Annotated in this window: 20 protein-coding genes and 1 tRNA gene; 15 read left to right on the forward strand and 6 right to left on the reverse strand. The window is 71.2% G+C overall.

The window, feature by feature from the left end; genetic code table 11:
- The first annotated feature begins 218 nt into the window (after nt 1-218).
- On the forward strand, nt 219-1,010 hold the full coding sequence (locus ACFYOP_RS07165) for an NUDIX domain-containing protein (protein ID WP_356896281.1): 792 nt from the start codon (nt 219-221) through the stop codon (nt 1,008-1,010).
- Here the strand turns inward: ACFYOP_RS07165 and ACFYOP_RS07170 are convergent.
- Nucleotides 994-2,127, reverse strand: a complete 1,134-nt coding sequence (locus ACFYOP_RS07170) for a helix-turn-helix transcriptional regulator (protein WP_356896283.1) — start codon at nt 2,125-2,127, stop codon at nt 994-996. The genes ACFYOP_RS07165 and ACFYOP_RS07170 overlap by 17 nt on opposite strands.
- Before the next feature lie 348 nt (nt 2,128-2,475).
- Between ACFYOP_RS07170 and ACFYOP_RS07175 the strand changes: the two genes are divergently transcribed.
- The 12 genes from ACFYOP_RS07175 (at nt 2,476) to ACFYOP_RS07230 (ending at nt 9,254) form a co-directional block, all read left to right on the forward strand.
- Nucleotides 2,476-2,814, forward strand: coding sequence for a hypothetical protein (locus ACFYOP_RS07175; protein ID WP_264244424.1), 339 nt, complete (start codon nt 2,476-2,478; stop codon nt 2,812-2,814).
- Nucleotides 2,815-2,819: 5 nt separating this feature from the next.
- Entirely contained in the window at nt 2,820-4,187 is a 1,368-nt protein-coding gene (locus ACFYOP_RS07180) for an FtsK/SpoIIIE domain-containing protein (protein ID WP_356896285.1), read from the forward strand.
- A 144-nt stretch (nt 4,188-4,331) separates the two neighbouring features.
- A complete protein-coding gene (locus ACFYOP_RS07185) occupies nt 4,332-5,009 on the forward strand; it encodes a DUF2637 domain-containing protein (protein WP_356896287.1) in 678 nt (225 codons plus the stop codon).
- 64 nt (nt 5,010-5,073) lie between these two features.
- Entirely contained in the window at nt 5,074-5,205 is a 132-nt protein-coding gene (locus ACFYOP_RS07190; protein ID WP_388451018.1) for a hypothetical protein, read from the forward strand.
- A gap of 5 nt (nt 5,206-5,210) precedes the next feature.
- Nucleotides 5,211-5,402: a mobile element transfer protein gene (locus tag ACFYOP_RS07195; RefSeq protein ID WP_356896291.1), complete on the forward strand. Its 192-nt coding sequence runs from the start codon at nt 5,211-5,213 to the stop codon at nt 5,400-5,402.
- 15 nt (nt 5,403-5,417) lie between these two features.
- Nucleotides 5,418-5,612: a hypothetical protein gene (locus ACFYOP_RS07200; protein ID WP_264244360.1), complete on the forward strand. Its 195-nt coding sequence runs from the start codon at nt 5,418-5,420 to the stop codon at nt 5,610-5,612.
- 32 nt (nt 5,613-5,644) lie between these two features.
- A complete protein-coding gene (locus ACFYOP_RS07205; RefSeq protein ID WP_356896294.1) occupies nt 5,645-5,995 on the forward strand; it encodes a SpdD-like protein in 351 nt (116 codons plus the stop codon).
- Nucleotides 5,996-6,087: 92 nt separating this feature from the next.
- The gene (locus ACFYOP_RS07210; RefSeq protein WP_356896296.1) at nt 6,088-6,288 is read left to right on the forward strand and encodes a hypothetical protein; all 201 of its coding nucleotides are present in this window, start codon (nt 6,088-6,090) and stop codon (nt 6,286-6,288) included.
- A 5-nt stretch (nt 6,289-6,293) separates the two neighbouring features.
- Complete coding sequence (locus tag ACFYOP_RS07215; RefSeq protein WP_356896298.1) at nt 6,294-6,479, forward strand: hypothetical protein; 186 nt, start codon at nt 6,294-6,296, stop codon at nt 6,477-6,479.
- Nucleotides 6,480-6,628: 149 nt separating this feature from the next.
- A complete protein-coding gene (locus ACFYOP_RS07220; protein WP_356896517.1) occupies nt 6,629-7,918 on the forward strand; it encodes a replication initiator in 1,290 nt (429 codons plus the stop codon).
- Complete coding sequence (locus ACFYOP_RS07225; RefSeq protein WP_356896300.1) at nt 7,915-8,103, forward strand: helix-turn-helix domain-containing protein; 189 nt, start codon at nt 7,915-7,917, stop codon at nt 8,101-8,103. Before ACFYOP_RS07220 ends, ACFYOP_RS07225 begins: the two co-directional genes overlap by 4 nt.
- Nucleotides 8,103-9,254: a site-specific integrase gene (locus ACFYOP_RS07230; protein ID WP_356896302.1), complete on the forward strand. Its 1,152-nt coding sequence runs from the start codon at nt 8,103-8,105 to the stop codon at nt 9,252-9,254. The genes ACFYOP_RS07225 and ACFYOP_RS07230 overlap by 1 nt, the downstream gene beginning before the upstream one ends.
- Before the next feature lie 76 nt (nt 9,255-9,330).
- Here the strand turns inward: ACFYOP_RS07230 and ACFYOP_RS07235 are convergent.
- Nucleotides 9,331-9,406, reverse strand: a tRNA-Arg gene (locus ACFYOP_RS07235).
- Nucleotides 9,407-9,634: 228 nt separating this feature from the next.
- Between ACFYOP_RS07235 and ACFYOP_RS07240 the strand changes: the two genes are divergently transcribed.
- Nucleotides 9,635-9,955 (forward strand): hypothetical protein, encoded by a 321-nt coding sequence (locus tag ACFYOP_RS07240; protein WP_356896304.1) that lies wholly within the window; start codon nt 9,635-9,637, stop codon nt 9,953-9,955.
- Nucleotides 9,956-10,297: 342 nt separating this feature from the next.
- Complete coding sequence (locus ACFYOP_RS07245) at nt 10,298-11,554, forward strand: PQQ-binding-like beta-propeller repeat protein (protein ID WP_356896306.1); 1,257 nt, start codon at nt 10,298-10,300, stop codon at nt 11,552-11,554.
- A gap of 137 nt (nt 11,555-11,691) precedes the next feature.
- On the opposite strand, the gene ACFYOP_RS07250 is transcribed toward ACFYOP_RS07245, so the two are convergent.
- Genes ACFYOP_RS07250 through ACFYOP_RS07265 form a run of 4 tightly spaced genes read right to left on the reverse strand, consistent with a single transcriptional unit; the run spans nt 11,692 to nt 17,524 of the window.
- Nucleotides 11,692-13,413, reverse strand: coding sequence for an AMP-binding protein (locus ACFYOP_RS07250; protein ID WP_356896308.1), 1,722 nt, complete (start codon nt 13,411-13,413; stop codon nt 11,692-11,694).
- Nucleotides 13,410-15,500: an FAD/NAD(P)-binding protein gene (locus ACFYOP_RS07255; RefSeq protein ID WP_356896310.1), complete on the reverse strand. Its 2,091-nt coding sequence runs from the start codon at nt 15,498-15,500 to the stop codon at nt 13,410-13,412. Before ACFYOP_RS07255 ends, ACFYOP_RS07250 begins: the two co-directional genes overlap by 4 nt.
- A 6-nt stretch (nt 15,501-15,506) precedes the next feature.
- Nucleotides 15,507-16,931 (reverse strand): methylaspartate mutase, encoded by a 1,425-nt coding sequence (locus tag ACFYOP_RS07260; protein WP_356896312.1) that lies wholly within the window; start codon nt 16,929-16,931, stop codon nt 15,507-15,509.
- Nucleotides 16,928-17,524, reverse strand: coding sequence for a cobalamin-dependent protein (locus ACFYOP_RS07265; RefSeq protein WP_356896314.1), 597 nt, complete (start codon nt 17,522-17,524; stop codon nt 16,928-16,930). Before ACFYOP_RS07265 ends, ACFYOP_RS07260 begins: the two co-directional genes overlap by 4 nt.
- Nucleotides 17,525-17,536: the final 12 nt, after the last annotated feature.

Raw genomic sequence — 17,536 nt, forward strand, 5'->3', positions numbered from 1 at the left:
GGGGCCCGGAGCGGGGCGGAGACAGGAGCGTCGGGGCCCGGCGCTGGAGCCGGGGCCGCGCGCGGCGAGCGGAGCGAGCCGCCTTGAACCCGTAAAGAAGATTTCTACTCACCGCATCCGCGGCGGCCCTGGACCCGTGATCGTCACCTGTTGGCGGTCAGCCCCGGCGGCTACGCTGGTCCGCGCCAGCTGATGACATCAGGGAGTGGGCTCAAAGGATGGGACCGAAGTCGGAGCGGGTCTACCGCACGATTCGCGAGTGGGTGGCCTCGGGCAGGCTCAAGCCCGGCGAGAAGCTGCCCTCTGAGCGCACCCTTGAGAAGGAACTAGAGATCGGCCGCACGCAGCTGCGCACGGTGCTCGCGAAGCTCGTCGCAGAGAACGTCATCGAGTCGTTCGCCCGTAGCTCCTACCGGGTGCCGTCCCGTGAGGTGAGCGTCGAGCGCCCGGCTGACATGGAGTCCTGGCAGATCCACGGCGAGCGGACGGTCTACGACAACCGTTGGGTCAAGCTGGCGCTTGTCGACGTCGAGCCGCCCGGTGTCCAGCGCTTCGAGCATCATGTCGTCCGCCTTCATCACGTCTCGATCGCCGCTGTGGTGGATGACCAGGACCGGGTGCTCATGCTCTGGCGCTATCGCTTCGTCCCGGACAAGTGGGGCTGGGAGCTACCCGGCGGCATTGTCGACCAGGGCGAAGATCCGCATGCCACCGCGCTTCGCGAAGTTGAGGAAGAGACCGGCTGGCGTCCCGATTCCCTCGATCACGTCGTTACCTACCAGCCCATGGTGGGCATGGTCGACTCACCACATGAGATCTTCGTCGGCAAGGGTGCTCAGCACGTCGGCGACCCCACCGACATCGAGGAAGCGGGGCACGTCGCTTGGGTGCCGCTGTCGGACATCCCCGGCCTGATGGCCAGGGATGAACTCATGGGCTCCGGCACTCTCGTGGCGCTGCTCCATCTCCTGGCCTCGCGTCGGCAGGCGGCTCCTACAGCCTCTGCGTGAGCTGCTCGATGCGGCGCAAGTGGCGGACAGATCCGGTGCGCTTCGCCAGCAACCGGGCCTGCTGTAGATGCTCCTGCGCCTGGTCATGCTCGTCGCGCGCAAGGTGAGCTTGGGCAAGGTTGCATCGCAGCCCTGAGGTGGCCCGGATGAAAGTCGGGTCGGCTTCATCAAGGGCGGTGTACAGACTGCTGAGCGCGTCGTCCTCGCCCAGCAGTGCGAGGGAACTTCCGCGCCACCGGGCCAAGTGTCCGCCGTTCAGGAAGATGCTCAACATGTCCGGGTCGCGGGCCTCCGCCCCGTCGGGCAGGGCTGCGTCGGCCTTTTCGAGTGCCCGCCGGCAGTCATCAACCATGCCCGCGTTGGCGCAGAGTTCCGCTTCGGCCGCGTACAGCCATGCCTGCAACCGTGGCGATACCTGGCTCCCGCCCAGCCGATGGGCTTCGCGTACGAGAGCGACCGCGGTCTCTGGGCGGCCTGCATCGTTAAGCACGTACGCCTGCTCGGCCGTGGCGTGGGCGAGATACATCGGCTCGCCTGCCTCCTGCGCTGCCCGCTTGCCCAACTCGTAGTGGCGCCAAGCTCTCTCGACGCCTCCCGCATCGAGGGCTTGCCAAGCTGCGAGGGTGGCGGCACCAGCCAGGGCTAGAGCTACCGGACGGCGGGTCTCGGGCAGGACGGCAAACGTCAAGGCGTCTTCGAGGGTCGCCAGATGCCCGGTCATCTGATCAACGAGCGTTGCCGCGCCCATCTGGCGGTCGACCGTGCGCAGCAACTCGGTCTGGTCCATGAAGGTCTTCACCATGGTGAGACTGACGTTGCGGGCCGAGTCGATACGGCTGATCAGCTCGTCATAGCCGCCAACTGCCGGGGGCGGCGCGGTCGGACTGTGCCGGCCGAACAGCTCCTCATCGGTGACGCCCAAGACGGGCCGCAGAATCTGCGCGTAGCGCTCGCTGATAGGGCGCTTACCGTTCTCCCACTCCGAGACGTAGACGCGCAGGCTGGCGGTCGAGCCGATGTCGAGCGCATGGCGTCTCGCGAACTGCTCGATCTCGTGGATGAGACGCGCTTGGGACCACTCGCGCCCGTTCCTCACCTCTCGCAGCCGGTTGAGCACCTGTACCGCCCCCGCATGTGGTCTGACAGCTCTACAGCAGCATGCCTCACATCCGCGCAGGTCGGCAGGGGTTAACAGGCCGGGTTAACGGGTCGGCAGTGAACCTCTGTTGGCTACCGGGCGGTTGAGCGGCGCGCTTCTCTAGAAGTGTCGCAAGAAGGCGAGTTGAGAAACCGGACGGCGGCAACGCTTGACAGCTGGTGCGCACCAGATGCAATCTACTGGTGCGCACCAGTTGGAACGCGAACGTCCTGCGGTGCTGTCGCAGGACTCCCACAAGCCAACGCAGAAGCGGCGCCCTACCGCCAAGCAAGCCGCCGCTTCCGCCCCTATCAGGGAGCTTCCATCATGTCATCGTTCAAGATCGACACTTCGACCGCTGTCGTTTTCGTCGCCGTGGAGCCGAAGGCGAAGGTCATCAACAAGCAGACCGGGGAGATCGCGGTCGACCGGGAGACCGGCGCGAAGATGATGACGGTCGGCCTGACCATCGCGGACGAGGGTGAGGCGAACCTCTACACCGTCTCGATCCCGGAGACCGGTGTCCCGGAGGGGATCACGCTGGGGATGCCGGTCAAGGTCGTCGGCCTCAAGGCGCGGGACTGGGAGAACACCTTCAACGGTGAGAAGCGGTTCGGCATCGCCTTCCGCGCGGTCGCGCTCGTCGTCCCGTCGGCCAAGGGCTGAGCGGCATGTCGACCACGACGCTCCTCCTCTTAAGCCTGGTGGTGGTCGCCGTAGCCCTGGTGCTGCGGCGGCTGCGCCCGGCCTGGTACTGGCTGAGCATCGGCGTCACCCTCGCCACGCTCCGGGTGGTGGTCCGGTACGCCTCGGTGATGGAGGCGTGCGGGCTGACCGTTCCGCCGTCCCGGCTGCGGCTCACCCTCGCCCGGCTCACCAATCGGCCGGCGCCCGCGTCCCGGCCGCCGCGCATCCTCAGCTTCCGTCCGACCCGCACCGGCCTGGTGCTGCGGGTCAAGCTCCGGCCCGGTCAGGACGCGTTCGACTTCGTGGCCTCCACGGACCGGCTGCGGCACTCGTTCGCCATGCACAGCGTCACGTCCCGTGAGATCAAGTCGGGTGTGGTCGAGCTGCGCATGACCGGCTACGACGTGCTGGAGCGGGTGCAGATGCCCGCCAAGGTCGAGCGGGAAGGGCTCCGGGTTCCGGTCGCGCTGCGGGAGGACGGGGCAGTTCACTACCGCGACTACCGGGAGGTGCCGCACTCGCTGAACCTCGGTGCGACGAAGTCGGGCAAGTCCGTCTACCAACGCCACCTGGTCAAGGAACTCGCCTCCCGGCATGTCGCGCTGGTCGGCATCGACTGCAAGCAGGGGGTGGAACTCGCCCCGCTGGTCCGCCGGTTCTCCGCGCTGGCCGACAACCCGGACGATGCCGCCGACCTGCTGGAAGCACTCGTGCAGCGCATGGCCGACACCTATCAGGTGATCCGGCGCGAGCAGCGCATCAGTGCGGACACCCCGGATGAGGAGATCACCGCCGACCTGTGGGGCCTGCCGGAAGAGTTGCGGCCGGTGCCGGTCGTCCTCCTGGTGGACGAGGTCGCCGAACTGGCGCTGTTCTCCAACACGGCGGAGAAGAAGCGCCGCGAGCGGATCATCACCGCCCTCGTCCGCCTGGTCCAGCTCGGCCGGGCTGCCGGCATCTACGTGGAGATCTGCGGGCAGCGCTTCGGCGCCGAACTCGGGGACGGAATCACGATGCTCCGTTCCCAGCTCACCGGCCGCCTCTCGCACCGGGTCAACGATGAAGCCTCCGCCAAGATGGCGTTCGGCGACATCTCCCCCGATGCCGTGCTCGCCACCACACAAATCCCGGTCGAACGGCCCGGCCTGGCTGTCGCCGGTGACTCCACGGGCGGCTGGGTCCGCATCCGTACGCCGTTCACGACGATGCGCCAGGCCGTGAACGCCTGCACCGCCAACGCTCACCGCACCCCGGTCCTCGACGGCCTGGAGTCCTTCCGCCCGGTCCTGCCGGACCTGGCCCCGATCGAGATCCCGGCCCCGGCCTCGGCGGCCAAGCCTCTCACCGCCTGATCTCTCCGCTCCATCCGGTTGGCGTGACCACTTCGCGCCATGTCCCTACCCCCGCCATGCCCGAAACGGCTCCCGGGGCCCGGCGACCGGCCCACCACGCCTCGCCCGGCCCCGGCCTCAACTCCTTCAAGGAGGTGAAGACTCATGTTCCGCTCGATCCGCATTGACGCCGTACTCGTGCAAGCCGTGATCGCCGGTGCCCTGTCCTTCGCCCACCTGCACGACCTCGCCGCCGCTGCCGGACAGGACGGTTGGAAAGCCTGGGCCTACCCCGTCTCCGTCGACCTGCTGCTCGTCGCAGCCTGGCGACGCCTGCGGACCCTGCGCGCCCAGGGCGAACCCGCCCGCGCCGCGTGGACCTGGTTCGCCGTCGCCCTCGCTGCGTCCCTCGGCGCGAACGTCGCCACCGCGGGCCTGCTCGACCTGAACGACGTGCCCGACTGGCTGCGCATCCTCGTCGCCGGATGGCCCGCCCTGGCCTTCCTCGGCGGCACCCTCCTCGTCCACTCACCCACCACCCCGAACCCCGCGCCTGAGTCTGCCGAGCCGGAGCCACTGCCGGTGGTCGAGCCGGTGACTGTGCCGGCCGAACCCGACCCCGCCCCCGTGACGGATGCGGTCGAACCCGCCCCGGAGCCGGTCCCGGCCCTGCCCGCCGCACCGGCCCCGGCTGATGTGCCGCCCGCGCTCGTGGACCACGCCCGCAAACTCGCCGACGCCCACCGCGCCACGACCGGCAACCCGATCGACGCCGCCACCCTGCGCGACCGCCTGGGCCTGCCCGGCCCCATGGCCGACCAGCTCGCCGCCCACCTCGCCTGAAAGGACAGCCCTCATGCCCGGACACGAACCGACCCGAGACGAATACCTGTCAGCAGCACGCGAAATGGCCGGTGCCGGTCGCACGACCCTGGCCCGGCTGCTCGCCGAAGAAGCTGCCGACCGTGCCACCGGCCCGGCCGACGCCGCCCGCATCCTCGCCGAGTTCCCCGGCCTGAGCCTGCGAGCGGAGGACTGACCACCATGCCCGCCCGTGACTTCTTCCACTCCGTGATGCGGATCGGCCCCGTGCAGATCGGCACTCACCGCGATCGGCACGGCCGTACCAAGCACGCCGCCGTCTGCTCTCGCGACAACTGCGGCTGGTCCGCCGACTTCTCCACCCAGTCGGCCGCCCAGCTCGCCGCCCGCACCCACCGCTGCCGCGCCAACTAACCCGAGAGGCCCGTCGTGAACGTCGAACTTCCGCTGATCATCCTCGTCGCCATCTTCGGCTACTTCGGCATCAAGCTCATGCGCCCGCCGACCTGGCTCATCGTCGTGCTCCTCCTCGGCGGCTTCCTCCTCGCCGACACCTTCCTCGCCCCGGCCATCGAATCCGGCACCCGCACCGGCGTCGACGCCGTCAACGGCACCACCAAGTAACCAGCCCAGACCCGCCAGAAGGGAGATCCACCATGTTCCGCCCGCGTATCCCGACCATGCCGAAACCGACCGGCATCGTTGCCCCGTTCGTCCACCCGGCCCCGGTCGAGCAGCACCAGGCCACCGCCTGCGCCTGCCAGCACACTGCTCCGGCCCCGGCCGTCGTCCCGGCCCCGGTCGCTCAGTCGGCGCCCGCGGTCCGGCTCAGCCCGACCGGCCTTCTGGTCGCTGTCGGCGGCGGTGCCGCGGTCGTCCTGGTCGTCGGCGCGGTCCTCGTCTCCATGCTCCTCGCCGTCGCCATCACGGCCGCCTCGGTCGCCGTCTGCGCCGTCGTCCTGCGCTCCATGGTCAACGGCACCACGGGCACCGCGCGCCGTCGCTGACCGGCCCTCCGGGCGGCCCTGAAACCGCCAAGTCTCCGCCGCCCGGACGGCCAGCCCCAACCCGATCTCATCAACCGGAAGGACTACCCATCATGCAGCACCGCCCTGCCCCGGCCCGTATCTGCCCGTCCTGCGACGGCTTCGCCTCCGCCTCGATCACCCTCGGCGGACGCGACCGCAACGGCCAGCGCCGCACCATCACCGCCCACTGCCGCACCTGCCACGGCACCGGCACCGTCCCGCCCCTGCGCCAGCTCCTCGACAACGCCGCCGACGCCGCGTTCACGAGCTGACCGCCATGGCGGACCTCGCCCCCACCACCGGCCAACCCGGCGTGCACGTCGCCAAACCCGCCCGGGACTTCCCCGCCACCGGCTCCTACGCCTGCCGCTGCGGAGCCACCGGCCGCACCAGGGGTGACGACAACGTCCGCGACCTGGTCGCCGAGTGGATCGACCACCGCAACACCTGCCCCCACCGCTAACCCCTCGCCGGGGCACCGACCGCGACCGCACTTCTGCCGGCCGGTGCCCCGCCCCCTATTCCGACCTTCGAGAGGAGGACTCTGCCTTGACCACCACCACGACACCGCCGCCGCTGCGTGACCTCGCCTTCCTCGCCTCGCTCGGCACCATGCCCGGCCTCATGCGCCAACTGCGCGGCCTGGGCGGCTGCACCACCCCGATCCGCCTCGACGGCCACCGCACCGACGTCCACACCACCACCGGCGAGATCCTGCACCACCTCACCGCGGCCGACCTGCCCGCCGGGAACCTCCTCGTGCGCTGCAACAACCGCCGTACGACCCGCTGCCCGGCCTGCGCCGAGACCTACCGCCGCGACACCTACCAGCTCATCACCGCCGGACTGCGCGGCGGCAAAGGCACCCCCGAACGCGTCGCCACCCACCCCCGGGTATTCGCCACCTTCACCGCCCCCAGCTTCGGCCCCGTCCACAACCGCCCTGCCAACGGCCGCTGCCGCTGCGGCACCACCCACCCCACCGACGCCCCCGAACTCGGCACCCCGCTCGACCCCGAACGCTACGACTACGAAGCAGCCGTGCTCTGGAACGCGCACGCCTCCAAGATCTGGGCCCGGTTCTCCATCTACCTGCGCCGCGAAGTCGCCAAGCGCGCCGGACTCTCCCAACGCGCCTTCAAAGAGCACGCCCGCGTCTCCTTCGCCAAGGTCGCCGAATACCAGCGCCGCGGCGCCATCCACTTCCACGCCGTGATCCGCCTCGACGGCCCCGACGGCGGCGACACCCCGCCCCCGGCCTGGGCCACCGCCGAACTCCTCGCCGACGCCATCCGCGCCGCCGCCACCGCTGCTGACGTGCCCGGCCCCGTCGTGGACGGCCGCGCCCACACTTTCGCGTTCGGCACCCAGCTCGACATCCGCCCCGTCCGCTCGGCCGACTTCGACGGCCCCGCCGAACTGACCGAACGAGCCGTCGCCGCCTACATCGCCAAGTACGCCACCAAAGGAGCAGAGACAGCGACCGGCACCCTCGACCGCCCGATCAAGTTCCTTGCCGAACTCGGCCGCAAGTCCATCCCCGAACACGCCCGCCGACTCATCCGCACCGCCTGGACCCTCGGCGCCCGCAAAGACCTGGAAGACCTCCGCCTTCGCGCCTGGGCCCACATGCTCGGTTTCCGCGGCCACTTCTCCACCAAGACCCGCCGCTACTCCACCACCCTCGGCGCACTCCGCACTGCCCGCGCCGAATGGCGACGCCTCCAAGCCGCCATCGCCCGCGAAGACCAGAACACCGTGCCGGCCGAACCGCAGGACGACGACACCACCCTCGTCCTCGAGCACTGGACCTTCGCGGGAACCGGACTCGGCCGCGCCGAGGAATGGCTCGCCGCCTCACTCACACCCGACACCACCGACATGGAAGGAGCCGCAGCATGACCACCGCCACTACCGAACTGCTGACCGTGCCCGAGGTCATGGCCCGACTGCGGCTCGGACGCTCCACGGTCTACGACCTGATCCGCTCGCGCCGCCTTGCCTCCATCACCATCGGCCGCGCCCGGCGCGTACCGGCAGACGCACTGCGGGACTTCATCACCCGCGAGATCGAGGAGGCCGCCTGATGGCGTCCCAGCGCAAGCGCAACCCCAACGGCGCGGGCACGATCACCAAGCGTAAGGACGGCCGCTACCAGGCCGCTGTCTACGTCCTCCAACCTGACGGCACCCGCGCGCGCAAGTTCGCCTACGGCAAGACCTGGGCCGAGTGCGACGCCAAGCGCCGGGACCTGCTCGACAAGGTCGACCAGGGCGTGCCCGTGCCGACCCGTTCTGCCAGGCTCTCCGAGTGGTTGCCGTACTGGCTGGACAACATCATCAAGCCGCGCCGCAAGCTCAGCACGTACGACAAGTACGAGGCGCACGTCCGGCTGTACCTCGTGCCCATGATTGGCTCGAAGCGGCTTGAATCCCTGGGCACGGCCGATGTCCGGCGCTTTCTCGTCCAGTTGGAGAACAAGACCACCGCGGCCACTGCCAAGGAATCGCACCGGGTGCTGCGCACGGCCCTGACGGCTGCCTGTCGCGAGGAACTGGTGACCCGCAACGTGGCGAGCCTCGTCGAGCCGCCCCGGGCAAAGTCCCGGGAGCTGAGCCCGTGGTCCCTCGACGAGACGCTGGACTTCCTCGCTGCCGCTCGAAAGGACCCGCTGTACGCGGCCTTCGTCCTCGCCATCGCCATGGGTCTGCGGCGGGGCGAGATCATCGGTCTCCGCTGGGTCGACGTCGACCTGGACAAGCGCGTGCTCTACGTCCGCCAGCAGACCCAGCGTCGGCGCGGCGTCCTCTACAACGACGACCCCAAGGGCCGCCGTCGCCGGGCCGTGCCGCTTCCGGCGATGTGCATCGCGCCGCTTCGCTGGCACCGGATGCGCCAGGCCGCCGCCAAGCTGCGCGCGGGAAAGTCATGGGACGAGGGAGGGTACGTGTTCGCCACCCGCACTGGTCGCCCGGTCGAGCCGCGCAACGTGTACCGGTCCTTCACCCGGGTCGCCGAATCTGCCGGCCTCCGCGTCATCCGGCTGCACGATGCCCGGCACGGTTGCGCCACCCTGCTCACCGCTGCCGGGGTCGCTCCTCGCGTCGTGATGGAGATCCTCGGGCACAGCCAGATCAGCATCACGATGGACGTGTACACGCACGTCGTCCAGGACACGCAGCGCGAGGCGATCAGCCACATGGACCGGCTGCTCAAGAGGCGGCCCGGCCGTGAGTGACCGCTCCCGTTGATGTCAGACGTGGATGTCAAAGGGGCTTCACCTACCAAAATGGGTAGGTGAAGCCCCTTTGAGCTGGTGCCCCCGGCAGGATTCGAACCTGCGACACCCGCTTTAGGAGAGCGGTGCTCTATCCCCTGAGCTACGAAGGCGGGGCTTGATCGAAACCTTGCACGGAACGCGGCGAACCGGTCGTGACCAGGTCTCTGCGGCAAGCCCTGAGTGTCCTGGCCGGCGGCTGCGGCGGGGCCTGGGTGGCATGCCGCAGCGCCTGCCTGGGCGCTCGACCCACAGGGTACCGGATCGAGGCTCGGGCGGGCGCTGATGCGCGGACCGATGGGGCCGACGCGCCTGATCCCCCGGAAACCGACCCTACGGTGGTGCCCCGCACATCCCAGGTGACCTGGATCGGCCGGCGCGGGGTCTGCGCCGGGCCCTCGGGGGCGGATCCGCAGCTCCCGGATGCTGCCGCCGATCCACGGCCCACGCGGGACGAGGCGCGGTGGGCTGTCCGCCTCGGCGGCCGGGTCGGCGTTCTGTTGTCGGTGAAGGGCAACGGCTTCGACGCGCAGGACTGCCTTCTTGCCCGCGTGGGCCCGGGTGCCACCGAGGTGTGGGTGCCGTCCCGGATCCGGCGGATGCCCGGAGAGGGCGGCTGCACCGTCGCCAACGCCCTGGACCCGCAGCCGGCACCGCACTGAACGGTGGGCCCGCCCCCGTCAGGCCCGCCTCCGTCAGGCCCGGTGACGGTGCCGCCGGTCAGCAGCGCGGGCACGGTCCCCCTCGGTATCCGGCGATGAATGCGCAGGCGCTCACCACCACGACGGCCGCGCCGGGCTGTCGTAGGTCGTCGGCCGGTCGTACGCGATGGAAGCTTTGTCCACCTTGGCGCATGTCCCGGTTGGTTCACGGTCTCGTCCCCGTCGCGCACAGCCGAGCCCGGCACCGGCTCTCGGCGGCTAACGTGCCTGCTCGCAGGCCCTGCGCACCGGTGCGGCAAGGTCTGCTGATCTTCTGCTCAAGCGACTCCACGGGGGTACGACATGTTCAAGAGGAACTCCGCGATAGTCGGCAGGTCCTCCCGGCGTCAGGCGCTTCGACTGGCCGGCGGAGGGCTCACGCTGGCCATTCTGGGAGCGGGGACAGCCGGCTGCCGCACGGACGACGTGACCGACGGCGCGGGCTCCGGGGGCGGTGAGCCCTCCAAGAGCGCCGCCCCCGGGGACGGCAAGCCCTCCGAGGGCGCCGCCCCCGAGGGCGGGCGGGCGCCCGAGCCGCTGTGGACCAGGCGGACCGCCGCCAAGACGTACGGCGACAACGACGAACTCGTCGCCACGGACGGCCTGGTGATCGCCAGCGGCGAGCCACTCGACGCCCTCGACGGGGCGAGCGGCGAGAAGCGGTGGTCTTTGGCGGACGGCGCCACGCCCGGCGCGCCCCTGCTGCTCGGCAACGGCACCCTGTACCTGGCCAGCGGCAAGTACGACGGCACCGTCGCCGGATACCACCCCGCCTCCGGCAAGGAGACCTGGCGCAGCCGCCTCGGCAAGGAGTACCGGCAGCCGAGGCCGGTCGCGGTGGACGACGAGCAGGTGTACGTCATCGCCGAGATCCTGGAGGAGGACGGCTCCTCGCACACCAATGTGATCGCGGCGCTGAACAGCCGTACCGGCAAGGTGGTGTGGAAGGAAGAGCGCGATCTGGGCACCGAGCAGACGGGCGTCCACGCCGCGGTACGGGGCCGGCACCTGGTCTACACCGACTTCAAGAAGAACCTCACGGTCCGCGACACCGCCACGGGCAGGCAGGTGTGGACGCACAAGACGACGAAGACGAACTACGGTGTCTTCGCCGTCCACCAGGACCTCGTGATCGTCCCGCAGGGCCGTGAACTCCAGGCCTTCGGCCTGGCGGACGGCGCCGTGAAGTGGACGGTGCGGACCGAGCAGTTCGCCACCTTCAAGGAGCCGGCGGTGGTGGAGGGCACGCTCTACACGGCGGACAGCGGCAAGACGCTGTGGGCTCTCGACCCGCTGAGCGGCAAGGAGATCTGGCAGGCAAAGGGCCTCGCGGACGCGGGCGCCCCGGTGCCCCGGCAGTTCGTCAAGGCCGGTGGCACGCTCTACGGTGCCACCGACCTCGACAAGCGGGGCGGCGTCCACGCGTTCGACGCGAGGACCGGTGCCCTGCGCTGGACGTTCAACGACGGGTCCGGCGACTACCACGCCTGGCTCGTGGCCACCGACGGCAAGCAGATCTTCGCTCTGCACGGCGAGATGCTGCACGCGCTGCCGGCCTGACCGGATTCCGGTCGCGTCGCGGGGCTGGTTCCCGCGGCCGTCGCCGTACGGGAACCGGGCCCGGCGGCCCGGAGCGTGCCCGGCCGGAGGAGTGCCCGGCCGGAAGCGGGCCCGGCCCCGAGCGGGCGACCGCCGGGTCAGGCCGTCTCCAGGCGGAGTTCCGTGCCTCCCAGGGTCCCCGCCTCCCGCAGCGCCGCTCTGCGGATCTTGCCGGAGATCGTGGTGGGCAGGGACGGGGTCAGCTCCAGGGCCTTCACGTGCTTCTCGGCCGGGAGTTCCGACGCCGCGTGGGCCAGGATCGCGCGGGCGGCCGTCTCCGCCGGCTCCGGCCAGGAGGGGGCGAGGACCACGAACGCCTTCGGGATCCACATGCCGACCGGGTCCGGGACCGGTACGACCGCCGCCTGCGCGACCGCGGGGTGGCGGAGCAGGACGCGCTCCAGTTCCAGCGGCGAGATGCGGAAGTCGAAGGACTTGAACATGTCGTCGTCCCGCCCGACGTAGCGCAGGGTCGTGCCGTCCGCGTCCAGGCGGACCAAGTCCCCTGTGTGGTAGTAGCCGTTCGCGAACGCCGCCGCCGTCTTGCGGTCGTCGCCGAGGTAGCCCGTCATCAGGCCCAGCGGCCGCTGCTCGCCGAGCTCGACGCAGAGTTCGCCCGTCTCGCCGGGCGCCACCGGGCGGCCCGTCTTCGGGTCCACGACCGCCATCGGGTAGCCCGGCAGGGGGCGGCCCATCGTGCCCGGCTCGGGGCGGCGGCCGGGCGTGTGGCCGATCTGGCCCGTCGTCTCGGTCTGGCCGTAGCCGTCCCGTACGTACACGCCCCAGGCCTGTGCCACCCGGTCGATGAGCGTGGCCTCCAGCGGCTCGCCGGCGCAGGTCGCCTCCCGGAGCAGCCCCGGCGTCTCGCCCAGGCCCTCCGCGAGCAGGCCGCGCCAGACCGTCGGCGGTGCGCAGAAGGTCGTCACGCCGCGGGTGCGCAGGACCTCCAGGATGTCCGCGGAGGTCGCCCGCGACGTGTCCATGGCCACCACAGTCGCCCCCGCGTTCCACGGGACGAAGAAGGAGCTCCACGCGTGTTTCGCCCACCCCGGCGCCGAGATGTTCAGGTGTGCGTCCCCGGGCCGTACGCCGTTCCAGTACATGCCCGACAGATGGCCGACCGGGTAGCTGGCGTGGGTGTGCTCGACCATCTTGGGGCGCGAGGTCGTGCCCGAGGTGAAGTAGAGGAACAGGGGGTCTGTCGCCAGGCTTTCGCGGTCCGGAGTGAAGGGGGTGGTCGGGGCGGTGTACGAGTCGCCGTACGCCAGCCAGCCGGTCACCGCCCGTCCGACCGCGATTCCCTGCCAGGAGCCCTTCAGCCCGTCGAAGAGCGGGGTCAGCTCGGACTCGGCCAGTACGTGGGTGATCTCCGCCCGGGAGAGGCGGTCCGCCAGGTCGTCCGGCGTCGCCGTCGCGTACGTCGGCACGATCACCGCGCCGAGCTTGATCACGGCGAGCATCGTCTCCCAGAGCGGGAGGCGGTTGTGGAGGACCAGCAGGACGCGGGCGCCCGGGTGTACGCCCTGCTCCCGCAGCCAGTGCGCCACCTGGTCCGAGCGCCGGGAGAGTCGTGCGTAGGTGATGTTCCGGTCCTGGGCCGGGTCCGCCGCGTCGACCAGTCTCAGCGCCGGCCGCTCGGCCGACTCCGGGGCCGCGGCGAGCGCGTCGAACCAGTCGAGCGCCCAGTTGAAGCGGTCGAGCTGCGGCCAGCGGAACTCCGCCGTCGCCGCGTCCGGGTTCGTGCTGTGCTTCAGGAGGGTGTCACGGGCCGCGCGGAAGGCGGCGGTGGCCTCGGGGTTGTGGGGTGTGCCGGTCCTCATGACGCCCTCCCCGCGGTGGCGGCGGCCGCACGCGGCGCCGGGATCCTCGTGGTCGCGGTCCCGGCAGCGGTCGCGGTCCCGGTCGTGGTCGCGGTCCCGGTCGTGGTCGCCGCACGCGGTCCCGGGACCGTCGCCTGAGCAGATGCCCGAGCAGGTGCCTGAGCAGCGGTCTGAGCAGCGGTCCGAGCGGGTGCCTGAGCGGGTGCCTGAGCGGGTGTCTGAGCAGGCGCGGCCGCACTCGCCGGCACGTCCGCCCGCAGCAGATCCGCGGCTATCGCGTCCGCGTCCTGCCGGAACAGGGTGTTCAGGCCCGGTTTCCCGCTGCCCACCTGGGTGAACCAGCGGGCGTGCTCGGTCGGGATGCCCAGCGCGTACAGGTCCGGGCGGACCGTGCCGTCGGCGTCGACCACGTGGAAGGGAGCCCGGGTCACGTCCAGGCCGCCCGTGGTGACCTGGGCGCCGGTCTTCGGCTCGGCGCGGACGTACTCGCGCACCAGGCCGTCGGCGAGCATCGTCCGGGTCAGCGGGGAGGTGTCGCGGCGCAGGTCCGGGGTCGGGATGCGGGCGTCGATCAGACAGGTGGCGATCCGGGCCGAGCCCTCCACCTGGGCGGACGAGACCAGGAAGCCGCCGGCCTCCTCGTCCGGGGCGAACCGCGTCGCGGGGCCCACGACCTCCACCACTTGCTGGGCTACCAGGGCCACGAGCTGCTCCACCCGTTCGGCCGGCGGACCCGCGGAGAGCAGGGAGTTCACCGGGAGGAAGTCACGCTCGAACTCCGTCGAGTGGGAGTCCGGGTGCAGCCCACCGTAGTCGACGGCCTCGCGTACGACGTTGCGGATGTCGCGCAGTACGTCAAGTGCGGCCTTCAACGGGCCTTCCACGTTGCCCAGTTCCGCCTGCTCCAGGTCGGCGCCCATGACCTTCAGGAGGTGGGTGCGGAACTCGTCGGGCGAGGAGAAGTGCGCGTCCTTGAAGGGGCGGGCCAGGGAGTGCAGGTCCAGGGGCGGGAGTTCACCGTCCGCGCCGCCATTGCGCCGGTGCGTCTCCTGGTAGACGTGCTCCACCTCCTTCGTCAGCAGCGGCAGTACGTCCTCGGCGAAGCGCAGCCGGTCGCTTCCTGTGGCCTCCAGGCGGCGGCTGCGGGCCTCGGCCACCGCCTCCTTGGTGAGGAACAGCGGGCGGTGGGTGTGGTCGGGGCGCTTCTGGTTGCGGCCGCGCGCCGGGATCGGCAGGCCGCTGCGCGAGCCGGTGACGATGTGCGGCTCCAGGCCGCTGGGCAGGTAGCGCAGGGTGCCGTCGGCGTCGCGGGCGAAGGTGCCGCCGCGGCCGACCGTGAGGCTCAGCATCACGTCGTAGAAGGAGAGGCCGAGGCCCCGGATGGCGACCGTGGAGGCCGGCGGGATCACCTTCTCGCCGAGGTCCATGTCCGCGGCCGAGTCGCCGCAGATGTAGTGGACGCCGTCGTGGCGTGAGGCGAAGGAGAGCATGCGGCTCTCGAAGTCGTCGGGCTCGTTCTGCGGGTGGCCGGTGGCGAGCAGCACCTTGTCGGCGTCGACGAGGTACGGGGCGCCGTCGAGCTCCAGCACGTAACCCCCTTCGGGGCGCGGCACGATGCCCGAGACCCGGCCCCTGACCTCCGTCAGCTCGACGTGCTCGGGCAGGTGGCCGACGATCGAGGCGTAGACGGACCGGAGGTACTGGCCGTAGCGCCGGCGCGAGGCGTAGTCGTCGGGGCCGAGCGGGGGCTCGCCGTGGGTGCGGGCGCGCTCCTCGATCCACTGGCCGAGCGAGGGGCCGGCGCCGGGGCGGGCGGGACCGTCGTCGGGGGCGCCGGAGTACATGGTGACCTGGCCCACGACCGTGTTCATGGTGAACCAGTCGTCCTGGTCGGTGCGCCAGATGCGGCCCGCGCCCACCTCCACCGAGTCGATCACGTGGATCCTGACCGGGCGGTCCGCGTACGCGCCGTCCGCGAGGCGGGCGGCCAGCCGCTCCAGCACGGAGATACCGCGGGGGCCCGTGCCGATGACGGCGAGTGAGAGAGGGGTGGCGGGAGTGGCGTCACTGTTGCTGGTGGCAGACACGGGCGTTCAGTCCTTCGCGAGGGCGGTAGTGGAGAACGTGGAGGGGGCGAGCGTGGGCTGCGCGGCCGTGGACGGGTTCCGGGACTCCAGCGCCGCCTGGTCGAAGTGCCGCTGCACATGGCCGAGCATGTCCAGGAAGTCGTCGGCGCGCAGGCGGCCGGCGCCCGTCGCGCTCTTGGCCCGGAGCGGCATCGAGCCGACCGACAGCCACTGCAGTGCGCCCCGTTCGTCGATGTGGGCGCGGGTGCGCTGGGCGTTGTCGTCGTGGAGACAGAAGGGGACGTCCAGGTAGCCCTTGGCGAAGGCCTTCAGCAGGGCCCTGCCGACGTCCGGGTCGAGTTCGAGCACCGCGTCGACGAGGGCGCGGGCCTCCGCGTACACGGGGTTGTCGTTGATGTCCGCCCCCGCGCCGCCGCCGCTCAGCAGCGGGCGGTCGCCGAAGACGATCAGGTCCTCGGAGGCGCGGGCGGCCTCCTCGAGCGCCTGGATGTTGTCGGCGACGGTCGGGATGCGGTGGGCCTCCGCCGGCGTCTTCACGATCATCCGCTCGACGCCGGTGGTCGCGGCGAGGACCGCGCTGTTGCGCAGGAGGGCGAGCGCGCCCGGTGTCGTACGCGGGAAGACTCCCATGTACGTGTAGAGGACGACGTGCCACTGGGTGTCGCCGATGAACTCGCCGGCCAGGTGGCGCAGGGCCGCTATCGCGTCGATGTCCTGCGTGAAGCTGGTCTGCTGGGCGTAGCTGAGGGAGATCGAGCGCAGGCCGTGCTGCTTGAAGAAGACGCCCTCCAGGAGGGAGATCGCCACCAGCAGGCTGGGCGGGCAGAGCTGGCCCAGCATGCAGCCGCCGAAGCTCTCCAGGTGGGCCCCTTCCACGCGTTCGGCGAGGAGTTCGCAGGCGCGGGCCCAGGCGTCGACCGATTCGGCCAGCGGGGTCCTGCTGTAGGGCAGGCAGTACGAGACCGGGCCGCCCTCGGTGGCGTCGAGGCCGGCGTCCAGGAGCGCCTGGACGATGCCCAGCGGGAGCGGGGAGCCGTGGCGTACCTGGATCGCGAAGTCGCCGTCCGTCACTCCGGCGAGCATGGCCCGCGTGGTGTCGGCGCCGTGCGCCACGATCGGGAAGCCGTTGAGGTCGCTGCCGTCGCGGAGGGCCTTGCGGGCCGAGTCGTGGTCGCCGACCCGGGTGTAGCTGTCGAGCGTGACCGTGCCGACGGTGGTGGCGTTCGCCGCGCGGACGGCGCGCAGGCCCTCCTGCATCGCGGGGACGGTCGGCATGCCCATCCGGGGCTGGACGACGAGCCGCCCGGCGGCCGCGGCGGCGGCCACCGTCGCCCCGAAGGGGGCGGTGGAGGCCCGCCGGGCGGGGGCCGGCGTGGCCCCCGGCGACTGCGGGGAGCGCGGGGAGCGAGGGGTGAGATCGGCGGCGCTCATGCCGCACCTCCCGTGGTGAGAGTCGCCGTGGACGGGACCGTCGCGGTGAGCGGGGTGCGCTCGGAGGTGATCACCGCGGTGAGGGCGAGGTGGCCCGCCGCTCCGGCAGCCGCGGGGCCCGCCGTTAGCGCCGTCTGCTCGGAGGCGCCCGCGAGGTACTGGCGGAACGGGGCGATGCCCTCCGAGTCCTCGAAGACCGCGTCGAAGCCCGCCGCCATCAGCTCCGGTCCGTACGTGCCGTTCTCCGCGCCCTTGGTGCCGAGCTTCCCGCCGATCACCACCGGCAGGTGCCGCAGGTCGGGCTCGGCGCGCAGCCGGCCGATCAGACGCCTGCCGTCGAGGTGTCCGTGGCCGTTGACGCTGCTGACGACCACCATGTCGGGGTCGGTGCGGCGGCACTCGGCGATCAGCAGCTCGTCCGGGACACAGGCTCCGACGTTGACCACCTCGTGGCCGAGCTCTTCGAGCAGCAGCTGCAGGAACACCAGGTTCCAGGTGTGGGAGTCGGAGGAGACACTCGAGACCAGGACGCGACGGCCGCCGCCGTGCCGGGTGGCAGGCCGGGCGTCCCTCGGTCGGGCGGGCACAGACATGGACCTCTCTCT

This window comes from Streptomyces sp. NPDC006294, from assembly GCF_042870895.1.
Classification (GTDB): Bacteria; Actinomycetota; Actinomycetes; order Streptomycetales; family Streptomycetaceae; genus Streptomyces.

Bases quoted from the DNA above. Each gene is read 5' to 3' on its own strand.
- ACFYOP_RS07165 (WP_356896281.1), top strand. From the start codon at position 219: ATGGGACCGAAGTCGGAGCGGGTCTACCGCACGATTCGCGAGTGGGTG.
- ACFYOP_RS07175 (WP_264244424.1), top strand. From the start codon at position 2,476: ATGTCATCGTTCAAGATCGACACTTCGACCGCTGTCGTTTTCGTCGCC.
- ACFYOP_RS07180 (WP_356896285.1), top strand. From the start codon at position 2,820: ATGTCGACCACGACGCTCCTCCTCTTAAGCCTGGTGGTGGTCGCCGTA.
- ACFYOP_RS07185 (WP_356896287.1), top strand. From the start codon at position 4,332: ATGTTCCGCTCGATCCGCATTGACGCCGTACTCGTGCAAGCCGTGATC.
- ACFYOP_RS07190 (WP_388451018.1), top strand. From the start codon at position 5,074: ATGGCCGGTGCCGGTCGCACGACCCTGGCCCGGCTGCTCGCCGAAGAA.
- ACFYOP_RS07195 (WP_356896291.1), top strand. From the start codon at position 5,211: ATGCCCGCCCGTGACTTCTTCCACTCCGTGATGCGGATCGGCCCCGTG.
- ACFYOP_RS07205 (WP_356896294.1), top strand. From the start codon at position 5,645: ATGTTCCGCCCGCGTATCCCGACCATGCCGAAACCGACCGGCATCGTT.
- ACFYOP_RS07210 (WP_356896296.1), top strand. From the start codon at position 6,088: ATGCAGCACCGCCCTGCCCCGGCCCGTATCTGCCCGTCCTGCGACGGC.
- ACFYOP_RS07215 (WP_356896298.1), top strand. From the start codon at position 6,294: ATGGCGGACCTCGCCCCCACCACCGGCCAACCCGGCGTGCACGTCGCC.
- ACFYOP_RS07220 (WP_356896517.1), top strand. From the start codon at position 6,629: ATGCCCGGCCTCATGCGCCAACTGCGCGGCCTGGGCGGCTGCACCACC.
- ACFYOP_RS07225 (WP_356896300.1), top strand. From the start codon at position 7,915: ATGACCACCGCCACTACCGAACTGCTGACCGTGCCCGAGGTCATGGCC.
- ACFYOP_RS07230 (WP_356896302.1), top strand. From the start codon at position 8,103: ATGGCGTCCCAGCGCAAGCGCAACCCCAACGGCGCGGGCACGATCACC.
- ACFYOP_RS07245 (WP_356896306.1), top strand. From the start codon at position 10,298: ATGTTCAAGAGGAACTCCGCGATAGTCGGCAGGTCCTCCCGGCGTCAG.
- ACFYOP_RS07250 (WP_356896308.1), bottom strand. From the start codon at position 13,413: ATGAGGACCGGCACACCCCACAACCCCGAGGCCACCGCCGCCTTCCGC.
- ACFYOP_RS07260 (WP_356896312.1), bottom strand. From the start codon at position 16,931: ATGAGCGCCGCCGATCTCACCCCTCGCTCCCCGCGCTCCCCGCAGTCG.
- ACFYOP_RS07265 (WP_356896314.1), bottom strand. From the start codon at position 17,524: ATGTCTGTGCCCGCCCGACCGAGGGACGCCCGGCCTGCCACCCGGCAC.